The following is a 13,554-nucleotide window of genomic DNA, read 5'->3' on the forward strand; positions in this document are numbered from 1 at the left end:
GCGCCCGGGCCTCACCGGCTCTGCGCCGGGCCGCACCGAGTTCGCGCCCGGCACGCCGCGACTTCGCTGCCGGACCTGCCGCCGCGGTGAGACGCGGCGGCCGGTCCGACAGGCGCCGCATTCACTCCGACAGGCGCCGCAGGCGGTCGACCGCGTCGCCGAACTCGGCGATCATCTCGTAGACCACGTCCCTGGCCGGCCGTACCCGGTCGAGCTGGCCCACGACCTGCCCCACGAAGTAGTTGGCCAGCTCCAGCGCCCCAGGCTCGCCCTTCTCCGCCGCCGCCACGATGCGCCCCATCGCGCCCTCGGCCAGCAGCATCTGCAGCGGCATCCCCAGCGGCCCAGGGCTCTCCTGCCCGGCGTCCCACTCCTCGGTCCAGGCCGACTTGAGCTGCCGGGCGGGCTTGCCCGTACGGGATCGGGACCTGACGGTGTCCAGCGACGAGGCCGCCAGCATCTTGCGCTTGACCGCGGGAGACGTCTCCGCCTCCTCGGTCGTGAGCCAGACCGAGCCGCACCACACGCCCTCGGCCCCGAGCGCCATGGCGGCGGCCATCTGCCGTCCCGACGCGATCCCGCCCGCGGCCAGCACCGGAACCGGGCCGACCGCGTCCACGACCTGCGGCACCAGCACCAGCGTGGAGATCTCGCCGGTGTGCCCGCCCGCCTCGGTGCCCTGCGCCACGATGAGGTCGGCGCCGGCGGCCACCTGCCTGCGGGCGTGCTCGACGGTGCCGACCAGCGCGGCGACCGGCACGCCCGCCTCCCTGGCCCTGGTCACCATCTCGGGCGGGGGCGGCCCGAGCGCGCTGGCGATCAGGCCGATGCGATGCTTGAGCGCCACGTCGATCAGCCCTGTCGCCCCGGACGCCGTCACCCGTCTGCCCATCTCGTCGGCCACCGGCGTCATCGGCCGGCCGGGGGCGCTGACGCCGTACTTGGCCAGCAGGTGCGTGACGAAGTCGCGGTGCCGGTCGGGCACGGCGTCCATGAGGTGCACGCGCCGGTCGTGGGCGGAGGGGTCGACCTTGCCGGGCACGAGCACGTCCACGCCGTACGGCCGGCCGCCCACCTGCCCGTCCAGCCAGGTCAGCTCCGTGTCGAGCTGGTCGGGCGAGTACGCGACCGCCCCCAGCACCCCGAAGCCGCCCGCGTTGGTGACGGCGGCCACCACGTCACGGCAGTGGCTGAAGGCGAACAACGGGAACTCGATGCCTAAACGCTCGCAAATGGCGGTCCGCATGCCCCCGACGCTAACGGTCAGAACCTTGTTCGGTCCATCCCCGCGCGGGTTCTCATGGGGTCACGCCTCACATGCGACCGCGTCCGAGAATGCTCATGTGGTCGCGTCCAGCGTGATGGGCGCGTGCCAGCCGAGCTCCGGCGTGTAGCCGCGGACCCGCCTGGCCGGCACGCCGGCGACCACGCTGTGGTCGGGGAACTCGCCGCGCACCACCGCGCCGCCCGCCACCACGCACTGCCGCCCCAGCGTGGTGCCCGGCAGGATGATCGCCCCCGCGCCCAGCCACGAGCCGGAGCCGATCGAGACCGGGCTGTTGCGGGGCCACTGCCGCCCGATCGGGATGTCGGGGTCGTCGTAGACGTGGTTCTGGTCGGTGATGTACACGTACGGGCCGGTGAAGACGTCGTCGCCGATGTCGATCGACTGGTGCGCCACGATGTGCGTGCCCCTGCCGATCGAGCAGCTCCCGCCGATGCGCAGGATCGCGTCGGGGCCGAGGTCGGGGCCCGGCATCATGCCGCAGGAGAGCGAGACCCGCTCGCCGATGAGTGTGTGGTCGCCGATCTCGATCCACCGCTCACCGAAGATCGCGCCGGGCGGGAAGGCGATGCTGACGCCGTCGCCGAGCCGGCGGAACCGGTAGCCGGATGGGCTGACCGGAGTGATCTCGCCGGCCCGGCGGATCGCCCGGTAGGCGCGGTGTACAAAAGCGCCCAAAGCCCGGCGTACAAGTGACATAGGGACCAAAGTTACCCGCTAGGTCATGCCGTTAGGGCATGTGAGGGGCGTTGTTTGATATCCTGAGAGCCCGTGGACACTTCGACCACACCTCGAGCCACGGGAGCCCCTTTGCGCAGCGCATCGCAAACCAAGCATCTGTTCGTCACCGGCGGTGTCGCCTCCAGTCTCGGCAAGGGGCTCACGGCATCCAGCCTCGGTCGCCTGCTCAAAGGGCGCGGTCTCAGGGTCACCATGCAGAAGCTCGACCCTTACCTCAACGTCGACCCCGGCACCATGAACCCGTTCCAGCACGGCGAGGTCTTCGTCACCGACGACGGTGCCGAGACCGACCTCGACGTCGGCCACTACGAACGCTTCCTCGACACCGACCTGCACGGCTCGGCCAACGTGACCACCGGCCAGGTCTACTCCAACGTCATCGCCAAGGAGCGGCGGGGCGAATACCTGGGCGACACCGTCCAGGTCATCCCGCACATCACCAACGAGATCAAGGACCGCATCCGGGGCATGGCCGGCCCTGACGTGGACGTCGTCATCACCGAGGTCGGCGGCACGGTGGGCGACATCGAGTCGCTGCCGTTCCTGGAGGCCGTACGCCAGATCCGGCACGAGGTCGGGCGCGACAACGTGTTCTTCCTGCACGTCTCGCTGCTGCCCTACATCGGTCCTTCGGGCGAGCTGAAGACCAAGCCGACCCAGCACAGCGTGGCGGCGCTGCGCAGCATCGGCATCCAGCCGGACGCGATCGTGCTGCGCTCCGACCGGCCCGTGCAGACGGCGATCAAGCGCAAGATCAGTCTCATGTGCGACGTGGACGAGGACGCCGTCGTCTCCGCCGTGGACGCGGCCTCGATCTACGACATCCCGAAGGTCCTGCACTCCGAGGGGCTCGACGCGTACGTGGTGCGCCGGCTCGGCCTGCCCTTCCGCGACGTGGACTGGAAGGAGTGGGAGCAACTCCTGCGCCGGGTGCACCGCCCGGCCAAGGAGGTCACGATCGCGCTGGTCGGGAAATACATCGACCTGCCCGACGCCTACCTGTCCGTCACCGAGGCGCTGCGGGCCGGCGGCTTCGCCAACGACGCGCGCGTCAACATCCGCTGGGTCAAGAGCGACGACTGCGAGACCCCGGAAGGGGCCGCGCGCGAGCTCGACGGCGTGGACGGCGTGCTGATCCCCGGCGGGTTCGGCGTCCGCGGCATCGAGGGCAAGATCGGCGCCATCCGGCACGCCCGCGAGGGCAAGATCCCGCTGCTCGGCATCTGCCTCGGCATGCAGGGCATGGTCATCGAGGCCGCGCGCAACATGGCCGGCATCGAGGACGCCAACTCCGCCGAGTTCGACCCCGACACCAAGCACCCGGTCATCTCCACCATGGCCGACCAGGAGGACGTGGTCGCCGGCGAGCGCGACATGGGCGGCACCATGCGTCTCGGCAGCTACACGGCCAAGCTCGGCGAGGGCACGCTCGCGCGGCGGCTCTACGCCGGCAAGGCCAAGGCCGACGAGCGCCACCGCCACCGCTACGAGGTCAACAACGCCTACCGCGACAAGCTGGAGAGCGTCGGCCTGATCTTCTCGGGGCTGTCGCCCGACGGGCGCCTGGTCGAGTACACCGAGCTGCCCCCGGACCTGCACCCGTTCTTCATCGGCACCCAGGCGCACCCCGAGTTCCGCTCCCGGCCGACGCGGGCCAACCCGATGTTCAAGGGTCTGATCAGCGCCGCGCTCGAATACGCCGACAGCCGCGTCGCCGCCAAGGTGGGGCCGTGAACGGCGCCGGGGCCGAGGGCTCAGGTCCGTACGACGGCTCCGGCTCGGACGACGGCGCAGGTCGTCAGGACGGCGCCGGCGGCGGGCCGGGCTCGCCGAGGCGGGAGACGAGCGCGACCATGATCGCGGACACGCCCGAGTCGTGGGAAGTCGTCGAATCGAGACCCCGGTTCAAGGGCCACGTCATCGAGGTCGTCACCGACACCGTCAGGATGCCCCGAGACGAGGTCGCCGACCGCGACTACGTGGTGCACCCCGGCGCGGTCGCGGTGCTCGCCCTCGACGAGCACGACCGCGTCCTGATGATCAGGCAGTACCGCCACCCCACCCGCCGGCTCATGTGGGAGCTGCCCGCCGGACTGCGCGACGTGGCAGGCGAACCGCTGGTCGACACCGCCGCCCGCGAGCTCGCCGAGGAGGCCGGCTACCGGGCCGGCGTCTGGCACACGCTCGTCGACCTGCGCTCGTCGCCCGGCATGAGCGACGAGCGCATCAGGGTGTTCCTCGCCCGCGACCTGACCAAGATCCCCGACGAGGAGAACGGCTTCGTGCACCGGCACGAGGAGATCGACATGCCGGTCGAATGGGTGCTTCTCGCCGACGCCGTCGAGAAGGCGCTCATGGGAATGATCCACAATTCCCCGGCCGTGGCCGGTATCCTCGCCGCATATGCGGCTTCGGTCGAGGGGTACTCCTTGTTGCGCCCCGCCGACGCCCCGGAGGCGTGACGGAAGGACCAGTTCGTGGAGGCGGTGCTCTCCAGCTACCTCGCCCATCTCGCGGTGGAACGGGGCCTGGCTGCCAACACGCTCGCGTCCTACCGGCGTGACCTGCGCCGATACTGCGAGCACCTCCAGGCGCGGGGCCGCCTGGAGCTGGGCGAGGTGGGGGAGGCCGACGTGCTGGCCTTCCTCGCCGCGCTGCGCGAGGGCGACGGCGAGCACCCCGCGCTCGTGGCCAGCTCCGCCGCCCGCGCCGTCTCCGCCGTGCGCGGCCTGCACCGTTTCGCCCTGCGCGAAGGCGTGACGGCCCACGACCCCGCCCACGAGGTACGCCCGCCGCGCCAGCTCCGCCGGCTGCCCAAGGCCATCGCCGTGGACGAGGTCGAACGCCTCATCGCGGCCTCGGGCCCCGACGGCGCCCCGCTCACCCTGCGCAACCGCGCCCTGCTCGAAGTCCTGTACGGCACCGGAGCCCGCATCTCCGAGGCCGTCGGGCTGGCCGTGGACGACCTGGAGGACGACCAGGTACGGCTGCGCGGGAAGGGAGCGCGTACCAGGGTGGTGCCCTTGGGGCGCTATGCCCGTTCCGCCCTGGACGCGTACCTCGTCCGGGCCCGCCCCGGCCTCCTGGCCCACGGCCGCGGCACCCCCGCGGTCTTCCTCAACGCCCGCGGCGGGCGGCTGACCAGGCAGGGAGCCTGGGAAGTGCTCCAGGCCGCCGCCGAACGCGCCGGACTCGACCGGATAAGTCCCCACGTACTCCGCCATTCCTTTGCAACTCACCTTTTGGACGGCGGCGCGGACGTTAGGGTGGTACAGGAGTTGCTCGGCCATGCCTCTGTGACGACCACGCAGGTCTATACGCTGGTCACGGTCGACAAGCTCCGCGAGGTGTACGCGGCCGCGCATCCGCGTGCCCGTCAGTGATCTATAGTCTTTTGACACGTGCGCCACCCTCGGCGTGCCGCCTTGCCGCGTTAAGTGGTGACGCCATAGTGTCCGTCCGGACGGTCCGGTTCGGGATCGTCAGGGAGGTTCGAGCTGGTGACTGTGACGACCAAGGGTTCGACCCCGGGGACCCCCGACAACCCCTGGGGCGACACGAAGACCAACACGCCTTCCAACGGCGTCAACCTGGGCCCCACGCAGCGGCCCAGACCCGTGTTCCCCGAGCCGGTGCCACCGGCGGTGCACGGCCCGGCGCGTGTGGTCGCGATGGTCAACCAGAAGGGTGGCGTCGGCAAGACCACGACCACCATCAATCTGGGTGCCGCCCTGGTCGAATGCGGTCTCAAGGTGCTGCTCGTCGACTTCGACCCGCAGGGGGCGCTGTCGGTCGGCCTGGGCATCAACCCGCTCCAGCTCGACCTGACCGTCTACAACCTGCTCATGGAGCGCAACGTCACCGCCGAGGACGTGCTGCTCGAAACCGGCGTCGAGGGCCTCGACCTGCTGCCGAGCAACATCGACCTTTCCGCGGCCGAGGTCCAGCTCGTCACCGAGGTGGCCCGCGAGCAGGTGCTCGGGCGCGTGATCAAGCCGCTGCTGCCCCACTACGACGTGTGCCTCATCGACTGCCAGCCCTCGCTTGGCCTGCTCACCATCAACGCGCTGACCTGCGCGCACGGTGTGATGGTGCCGCTGGAGTGCGAGTTCTTCGCCCTGCGCGGCGTGGCGCTGCTCATGGACACCATCTCCAAGGTGCAGGAGCGGCTCAACGAGGATCTTGAGATCGAGGGCCTGCTCGCCACCATGTACGACGCCCGCACCCTCCACGGGCGCGAGGTGCTGGCCCGGGTGGTCGAGGCGTTCGGTGACAAGGTGTTCCACACCGTCATCAACCGCACCGTGCGCTTCCCCGACGCCACCGTGGCCGGCGAGCCCATCACGACGTTCGACCCGTCGTCCCTCGGCGCCAACGCCTACCGTGAGCTGGCCCGCGAGGTGCTCTCGCGCTGGCCGGCGCCTGCCACAATGGCCAGGTGACCGAAGAGCAGAGCACACCTGGAGGCTTCCAGGTCCACCTGGACGTCTTCGAGGGCCCGTTCGATCTGCTCCTCGGCCTCATCGCCAAACACAAGCTCGACATCACCGAGGTCTCGCTCTCCAAGGTCACCGACGAGTTCATCGCCTACATCCGGGCCAAGGGGCCCGAGTGGGACCTCGACCAGACCAGCCACTTCCTGCTGGTGGCGGCCACTCTGCTCGACCTCAAGGCGGCCCGGCTGCTGCCGTCGGGCGAGGTCGAGGACGAGGAGGACCTGGCCCTGCTGGAGGCCAGGGACCTGCTGTTCGCCCGGCTGCTGCAGTACAAGGCGTACAAGGAAGTGGCGAAGATCTTCGCCGGGCGGATGGCCGCGGAGGCGCTGCGCTTCCCGCGTACCGTGCCGATGGAGGAGCAGTTCGCCAACCTGCTGCCCGAGCTGATCCTCGGCATCGGGCCCGAGCAGCTGGCCCGCATCGCCGCCAAGGCCTTCACCCCGAAACTGCCGCCGACCGTCAACGTCGGCCACATCTACCAGCCGCTGGCCAGCGTCAAGGAGCAGGCGGCGATCCTGGTCATGCACCTGCGCCGGCTCCGGCGGGCCACCTTCAGGGCGCTCACGTCCGACTGCGAGGGCACGTTCGAGGTCATCGCGCGGTTCCTGGCCGTGCTGGAGCTGTTCAGGGAGTCGGCGGTGACGTTCGAGCAGGTCGAGCCGCTCGGCGACCTGCACGTGACCTGGACGGGGACGGACGACGGGGACGTGGCGGTGGGCGACGACTACGAGGAATCCGCGGAGAAGCCATCCCATGACTGACGACAACCCCCTGCCCAACCCGCGCAGGTCACCCGACTCCGACCCGCCGCTGCCCGCCTGGATGACGCTGCCGGGCTCCCTCGTGCAGCCGGGCGCGCCCGCGGTGGAGGAAACGGACGCGGACCTCGGGGCGGAGGAACCTGACACGGCTCCCGCCGATCCCGCCGCTGCTTCCACGGAGACCGCGCCGGACCTCGGGGCTTGGGACGGTGCGTCCGGCGCGCTTTCCGAGGAGGTCGAGGAGGGTTCCCCGCCCGCGGGTTCCGGACCGGTGGAGCCGGATCCGGCGGACGATGCCGAGCCGGAGCCCGTTCCGGACGCGCCAGAGGCGGGTGCGGTGGAGCAGGGCGAGCCAGAGCCGGCCGTGGCGGAGTCGGGTGAGGTCGAGCGGGGTATGGCGGGGGAGCCGGACGGGGGCTCGGGGGGAGGGCCGACGCTTGCGGCGGCGTTGGAGGCTATCCTTCTTGTAGTCGACGAGCCCGTCGCCGAGGTGACCCTCGCGCAGGTGCTGGAGCGGCCCACACACGAGGTGGGTGCCGCTCTGCGCGGCCTGGCCGCGGAATACACCGCTTCGGGGCGGGGTTTCGACTTGCGAGAGGTCGCGGGCGGCTGGCGTTTTTACACGCGTGCCGACTGCGCACAACTGGTCGAGCGGTTCGTACGCGACGGCCAGCAGTCGCGGCTGACCCAGGCCGCGTTGGAGACACTCGCGGTGGTGGCCTACCGGCAACCGGTGAGCCGCGCCCGAGTCGCCGCCGTGCGCGGCGTCAACAGCGACGGCGTCATGCGGACGCTCGTCGCCAGGGGACTGGTCGAAGAGGCCGGCTCCGACCCGGAGAGCCAGGCAGTGCTCTACCGGACAAGCTCATACTTCCTTGAACGTCTGGGACTGCGGGACCTGAGCGAGCTTCCCGAGCTCGCGCCCTTCCTCCCTGACGACTTGGAGAATCTCGAGGAGACGACAAAGTGATCAACAGGCGCAGCACCCCGTCCGGTGATGGACGCGGTCGTGGACGTACCGGCGGCTCCGGCCGCAGTGGGCGTCCCGCCTTCCGCTCCGACGACAGCCGCGGCGGTAACCGCCGCGACAACGACTCCCGCGGCGGTTACCGCGGTGACAGCGACTCCCGTGGTGGCTACCGCGGTGAGAGTGACTCCCGCGGCACGTCCCGGGGCGACAACGGCTTCCGCGGCGGATCCCGCGGCGGCGACGACAACCGCGGCGGATCCCGCCGCGACGACTTCCGCGACCGGCCCGCGCGCGACTCTCTCCGCGCCGACCGTGGCGGATCCCGCGCCCGTTACGGCGACGGCGACCGCCCGAGCCGCTTCCAGCGCGAGGAGCGTTCCCCAGGCGGCGACCGCGAGGCCCGTTTCGGCGGCGACCGCCGCGAGAGCCGTCCGGCCGGTGGCGACCGTGGCGCGAGCCGCTTCGGCGGCGGTGACCGTGGCGCGAGCCGCTTCGGTGGTGGTGACCGTGGGACGAGCCGCTTCGGCGGCGGTGACTCCCGTACCGGCGGCGGCGACCGTGGTACGAGCCGTTTCAGCGGCGGTGACCGGCGTGACAGCCGCTTCGGCGGCGGGGACGACCGGCGTGAAGGCCGTTACGGCCGCGACGAGCGGCCGCGCGACGGCGACCGGGGCGGTTACCGCCCCGAGGGCCGGGACGACCGGTTCGGCGACTCCCGTGGCGACCGGCGTGACGGCGGGCGTGGTGACTTCCGTGCCGAACGACGTGACGGCGGGCGCGGCGACTTCCGTGGCGACCGGCCTGACAGTGCGTATGACGGCGCGCGTGACGGCGGGCGTGACAGGGGGCACGACGGCGGGCGTGACGAGCGCGGCGCCGGGTTCAGGGCTGGGCGGAGCGGGCGTCGTGAGGACACCGCTCCCAGCGGCACGAACTCGACCCGTTCCCGCTACGGCAGGCGCGACGGCGACGACCGCGGCGGCAGGCCCGGAGGCGACGCACGCGGCGCCGGGTACAGCGGCGCCGGGTACAGCGGCGCCGGGTACGGCGGCGCAGGGCGCGGTGCCGACAGGCGCGGCGGTGACGGGCGCAGCGGGAACGGGCGCAGTGGTGACGGGCGCAGTGGTGACGGGCGCGGGGCGCGTACGTCCCGGCGTGATGAGGTGCAGACGCTCGGCGGCGGCGGCGGACGCGACGGCTACCGTGGCTCCCAGCGCGGTCGTGACGGCTTCGCCGGCTCCGGGCGCGGCCGGGAGGGCTTCGGCGGCCCCGGGCGCGGGCGCGACGGCTCTGAGGGCTCCTCGCGCGGGCGTGACGGCTCCGGCAGCCCGCAGCGCGACCGGGTGAAGGCCGCCCGCCAGCCGCTCCGCGACTACGACTTCTACCCCGAGGGCTACACCGACGAGCGCGACACCACCGAGGTGCCGGGCGGCGTACGGCTGCAGAAGGTGCTCGCGCAGGCGGGCGTCGCCAGCCGCAGGGCCTGCGAGGAGATGATCGGCGAGGGCCGCGTCACCGTCAACGGCCAGGTCGTACGGAGGTTCGGCGCCAAGGTCGACCCGGCCGCCCAGGTCATCCACGTGGACGGCAAGCGCATCCCGACCGCGCCCGACCTGGTCTACTACGCGCTCAACAAGCCCATCGGCGTGGTCTCCACGATGGACGACCCGCAGGGCCGGCCGTGCCTGGCCGACTTCGTCGAGGAGCTGGCGCCGAGGCTGTTCCACGTGGGGCGGCTGGACACCGAGACCGAGGGCCTGCTGCTGCTCACCAACGACGGGGAGCTGGCCAACCGGCTGACGCACCCCAGCTACGGCGTGCAGAAGAAGTACTGGGCCAAGGTGCCGGGGCCGATCCCGCGTGACCTGGCCCGGCGCCTGAAGCAGGGCATCGAGCTGGAGGACGGCCTGGCCAGGGCCGACTCCTTCGCCGTCGTGCACGAGCACGGCCAGCAGGCGCTGGTCGAGGTGGTCCTGCACGAGGGCCGCAAGCACGTGGTCAGGCGGATGCTGGAGGAGGCGGGTCACCGGGTGATCGACCTGGCCAGGATCGAGTTCGGGCCGGTGAAGCTGGGCCGGACCAAGCCGGGCACCGTCAGGTCGCTGAGCCTGAAGGAAGTCGGCGAGCTGTACGCGGCCGTGAAGCTGTAATCTGGCCGGACGCAGGAGCCCGTGCGAACCTCCGCACGGGCTCTCCGGTATAAGAGGGGGACGAACCACATGGTGCGGGCGATCCGCGGGGCGATCCAGGTGGACGCCGACGACCGCGACTCGGTCATCTCCGGGACGACCGAGCTGGTCAGTGCGATCATGGAGCGTAACCGGCTGACCCCGGACGACGTGATCAGCGTGCTGTTCACGGCCACGCCCGACCTGACCTCCGAGTTCCCCGCGCTCGCGGCGCGTAAGCTGGGCTTCCACGATGTGCCGCTGATCTGCTGCACCGAGATCGACGTGCCGGGCGCGCTGCCTCGCGTCGTACGCCTGATGGCGCACATCGAGACCGACCGCCCGCGGTCGGAGATCCAGCACGTCTATCTGCGCGGGGCGGTGGCATTGCGCCAGGACATAGCCCAGTGAACGCCGACGCCGGCGGACGCCGTTCCCCGTGAGCGGCGCCGCCGGTGAGGCGGCGGTGCCGAGCAGGGCGGCAGGGTCCGGTCGGCGGGCACGCAAGTGTCCGGCAAGCCGGACGCGCGACACTCCACATTCCGTATAGCCCGATAAATCAGGACATCGAGATGGAACTTCGTACCGTGCTCGTCGTCGGCACCGGTCTGATCGGCACCTCCGCGGCGCTGGCGCTACGCAAGCGGAACGTGCGCGTGCTGCTCGCCGACCGCGATCCAGGAGCCGTACGGCTGGCACGGGAGCTCGGCGCGGGCGAGGACTGGACCCCCGACACGGCGGCCTCCGACCCGGCGGACCTCGCGATCATCGCGGTGCCCCCCGCGTACGTGGCCACCGAGCTGCTGGAGCTGCAGCGGATCGGCGCGGCCCGGTTCTACACCGACGTCGCCAGCGTGAAGGCCGAGCCCATCCACCGGGCCGCGCAGCTGGGCTGCGACCTGGCCAGCTACGTCGCCTCCCACCCGCTGGCCGGGCGGGAGAAGTCCGGGCCGGGGGCCGCGCGCGACGACCTGTTCCTCGGCCGTCCTTGGGCGCTGTGTCCCACGGAGGAGGCCGACCCCGAGGCGAAGGCGGCCGTGCTGCGGCTGATCGACCTGTGCGGGGCCAACGCGGTCGAGGTGAGCGCGATGGACCACGACCGCGCGGTGGCCGTGGTCTCCCACGCGCCCCACGTGGCCGCCTCCGCCGTGGCCGCCCGCCTGGCCGACGCCACGGACGTGGCGCTGGGGCTGGCCGGGCAGGGCGTGCGTGACGTCACCCGGATCGCGGGCAGCGACCCTGGGCTGTGGCTGGGCATCCTGTCCGGCAACGCCTCCCCGGTCGCCGAGGTGCTGGAGGCCGTGGCCAACGACCTGGCCGACGCCGCGAGCGCGCTGCGTGCCATGGCCGAGGGCGACGGCACGGCCACCGGCGAGCTCACCCAGCTGCTCAAGCGCGGCGTGGTGGGCCACGACCGCATCCCCGGCAAGCATGGCGGCCCCGCCTCCTCCTACGCCGCCGTCCAGGTGGTCATCGGCGACAGCCCCGGCCAGCTGGCCCGGCTGTTCAGGGTGTGCGACGAGGTCGGCGTCAACGTCGAGGACGTGCGCCTCGAACACGCGCCCGGCCTGCCCCTGGGCATCGCCGAGCTGGCGGTGCAGCCCGACTCCGCCGCCTCGCTCACCGACGCCCTGCGCGAACGCGGCTGGCAGGTCCCGTAGCCCGGGTGCTCTTGCCCGGCTTTTGCGGTCTGTACGATTCCGCGTGCGCCAAGGCCCGAAAAGTTTTCCCCGGACGATGTCACGCCCGCGCCTCCTCGATCCGTCTTCAGGTCAGAATCGAGGAGGTAAGGACAATGAGTGAGATTCTGGTCCTGGGCGGGGGCTACGCCGGCATGATGGCGGCCATCAGGGCCGCCCGGCTGACGCGCAAGACAGGCGGCAAGGTCACCCTGGTGAACGCCTCGCCGACGTTCACCGAGCGGCTGCGCCTGCACCAGACGGCCGCGGGGCAGCCGCTGGCCCCGCGTTCCCTGGCGGAGTCGCTGGCCGGCACCGGCGTCCGGCTGGAGATCGGGCGGGTGACGGCGCTCGATCCGGCACGCGGGCAGGTGCGCCTCGCCGACCCGGACGGCGGCGAGCGGGTGCTCGGCTACGACAAGCTGGTCTACGCGCTCGGCGCCGTCACCGACACCTCCGTCCCCGGCGTCGACGACCACGCGTACACCTATGACGACCACGAGTCCGCCGTACGGCTCTCGCGGCGCCTCGACGACCTGACGCGCGGCACGGTGGTCGTGGCCGGCGGCGGGCTGACCGGCGTCGAGTCGGCGGCCGAGCTGGCCGAGACCCGCCCCCACCTGCGGGTGGTGCTGGTGACCAGGGGCCGGCCCGGCTCCATGATGGGCGAGAGCGCCCGCGCGTACCTGGACGCGGGCCTGGAGCGGCTCGGCGTCGAGGTGCGTTCGGGCGCGGCCGTCACCAAGGTGCTGCCCGACGGCGTCGAGCTGGAGGGCGGCGAGCTGATCCACTCCGACGCCACGCTCTGGACCACCGGCATCAAGGGGCTGTCCATCGCCACGGAGTCGGGGCTCGCCGTGGACGCCCAGGGCCGGATCGTGGTGGACTCCGCGCTGCGCTCGGTCTCCCACCCCGACGTGTACGCCGTCGGCGACGCCGCCGCGATCACGCAGAAGTTCGGGGTCATGCACGGCACCTGTCAGGGCGGAATCCCGGCGGGCCTGCACGCGGCCGGCTCGCTGGCCGCCACGCTCCAGGGCAAGGAACCGGCCGCCTTCCGGTTCGGGTACGTGCATCAGCCCACCAGCCTGGGCCGCCGCGACGCGGTCATCCAGTTCACCCACCAGGACGACACACCGCGCAGGTGGTACCTGACCGGGCGGGCGGCCATCAGGTACAAGGAGGTGCTGTGCGCGAGCTCGTTCCCGACGTTCAAGCTGCTCAAGCGGGGCCTGGTGCCCGTCTGGATGTTCCGCCTCACCGGCATCTGACGAGCGGGCGGGCTTCTGACGGGTGGGGGCCCATCCACATACGGGCTTTACGACGAACGATCGACGAACGACGAACGGCGGGGGGGGGGCGGGGGGCCCCCCCCCCCCCCGGGGGGGGGGGGGGGGGGGTGGGGGGGGGTGTGGTGGTTTGGGGGTTTTTTTAGGTGGGGGGGGGGTGGATTT

At 71.9% G+C, this 13,554-nt stretch carries 12 protein-coding genes; 10 read left to right on the forward strand and 2 right to left on the reverse strand.

Translation table 11 applies throughout. The annotated features are described in order from the left end of the window. Positions 1–121: 121 nt before the first annotated feature. Positions 122–1,246: a nitronate monooxygenase family protein gene (locus AB0C28_RS52905; RefSeq protein ID WP_346109175.1), complete on the reverse strand. Its 1,125-nt coding sequence runs from the start codon at positions 1,244–1,246 to the stop codon at positions 122–124. Between the two features lie 93 nt (positions 1,247–1,339). After that, a complete protein-coding gene (locus AB0C28_RS52910; protein ID WP_357860576.1) occupies positions 1,340–1,984 on the reverse strand; it encodes a DapH/DapD/GlmU-related protein in 645 nt (214 codons plus the stop codon). Positions 1,985–2,095: 111 nt separating this feature from the next. Between AB0C28_RS52910 and AB0C28_RS52915 the strand changes: the two genes are divergently transcribed. The 10 genes from AB0C28_RS52915 (at position 2,096) to AB0C28_RS52960 (ending at position 13,371) form a co-directional block, all read left to right on the forward strand. Further along, positions 2,096–3,760 carry a CTP synthase gene (locus AB0C28_RS52915; RefSeq protein ID WP_357860573.1) on the forward strand — a complete coding sequence of 555 codons (1,665 nt, stop codon included), beginning with the start codon at positions 2,096–2,098 and terminating at the stop codon, positions 3,758–3,760. A 119-nt stretch (positions 3,761–3,879) separates the two neighbouring features. Continuing rightward, on the forward strand, positions 3,880–4,488 hold the full coding sequence (locus AB0C28_RS52920; RefSeq protein WP_357860707.1) for an NUDIX hydrolase: 609 nt from the start codon (positions 3,880–3,882) through the stop codon (positions 4,486–4,488). A gap of 15 nt (positions 4,489–4,503) precedes the next feature. Next, a complete protein-coding gene (locus AB0C28_RS52925; RefSeq protein ID WP_357860570.1) occupies positions 4,504–5,409 on the forward strand; it encodes a site-specific tyrosine recombinase XerD in 906 nt (301 codons plus the stop codon). A gap of 117 nt (positions 5,410–5,526) precedes the next feature. Continuing rightward, a complete protein-coding gene (locus AB0C28_RS52930; protein ID WP_357860567.1) occupies positions 5,527–6,468 on the forward strand; it encodes a ParA family protein in 942 nt (313 codons plus the stop codon). Continuing rightward, positions 6,465–7,283, forward strand: coding sequence for a segregation/condensation protein A (locus AB0C28_RS52935; RefSeq protein WP_346109166.1), 819 nt, complete (start codon positions 6,465–6,467; stop codon positions 7,281–7,283). Before AB0C28_RS52930 ends, AB0C28_RS52935 begins: the two co-directional genes overlap by 4 nt. 394 nt (positions 7,284–7,677) lie before the next feature. After that, complete coding sequence (gene scpB / locus AB0C28_RS52940) at positions 7,678–8,253, forward strand: SMC-Scp complex subunit ScpB (RefSeq protein WP_346109182.1); 576 nt, start codon at positions 7,678–7,680, stop codon at positions 8,251–8,253. After that, positions 8,250–10,403 carry a pseudouridine synthase gene (locus AB0C28_RS52945; RefSeq protein WP_358084709.1) on the forward strand — a complete coding sequence of 718 codons (2,154 nt, stop codon included), beginning with the start codon at positions 8,250–8,252 and terminating at the stop codon, positions 10,401–10,403. The genes scpB and AB0C28_RS52945 overlap by 4 nt, the downstream gene beginning before the upstream one ends. Positions 10,404–10,472: 69 nt before the next feature. Further along, positions 10,473–10,832, forward strand: a complete 360-nt coding sequence (aroH, locus tag AB0C28_RS52950; protein ID WP_106244778.1) for a chorismate mutase — start codon at positions 10,473–10,475, stop codon at positions 10,830–10,832. A gap of 161 nt (positions 10,833–10,993) precedes the next feature. Next, entirely contained in the window at positions 10,994–12,082 is a 1,089-nt protein-coding gene (locus tag AB0C28_RS52955) for a prephenate dehydrogenase (RefSeq protein ID WP_358084711.1), read from the forward strand. A 134-nt stretch (positions 12,083–12,216) separates the two neighbouring features. Then, complete coding sequence (locus tag AB0C28_RS52960) at positions 12,217–13,371, forward strand: FAD-dependent oxidoreductase (RefSeq protein WP_358084713.1); 1,155 nt, start codon at positions 12,217–12,219, stop codon at positions 13,369–13,371. Positions 13,372–13,554: the final 183 nt, after the last annotated feature.

Origin of the sequence: Nonomuraea sp. NPDC048892 (genome assembly GCF_040649735.1) — a bacterium.
GTDB classification, from domain to species: Bacteria; Actinomycetota; Actinomycetes; order Streptosporangiales; family Streptosporangiaceae; genus Nonomuraea; species Nonomuraea maheshkhaliensis.